Source organism: Peptoniphilus sp. HMSC062D09, from assembly GCF_001811425.1.
Taxonomy (GTDB): Bacteria; Bacillota; Clostridia; order Tissierellales; family Peptoniphilaceae; genus Peptoniphilus_A.
Genome location: NZ_KV804744.1, coordinates 1 through 338, shown reverse-complemented (window position 1 = coordinate 338; position 338 = coordinate 1). Strand labels below are relative to the sequence as shown.

Sequence of the window (338 nt, the reverse complement as noted above, 5' to 3'; positions counted from 1 at the left end):
CGGTCGTGAGTTTATGCAGCTATATCCGTCAGCTAACATTATGGTTGCAGATAAGAAAGACTTTGAGCCGAAAAACAGAAAAATATTTATCGGAAGAATTGCCACAGGAGAGTATGATGCCGTTGTAATCGGGCATACACAGTTTGAAAAGATCCCGATGAGTAAGGAATATCAGGAGAAGCATATCCAAGATCAGATTGATGAAATTATAAACTATGTGGAGGAATATAAGCATGACAGAAATCAGAACTTTACGGTAAAGCAACTTGAAAAGACGAAGAAGAAACTTGAAACAAGGCTTGAAAAGTTAAACGATGATTTTAAGAAAGATGATGTCA

The 338-nt window shown here is 36.7% G+C and carries 1 protein-coding gene; it reads left to right on the top strand.

Going from position 1 to position 338, the window contains the following annotated elements; translation table 11 throughout:
- A partial coding sequence (locus HMPREF2801_RS07770; protein ID WP_148130098.1) for a hypothetical protein occupies positions 1-338 on the top strand: 338 nt, incomplete at both ends.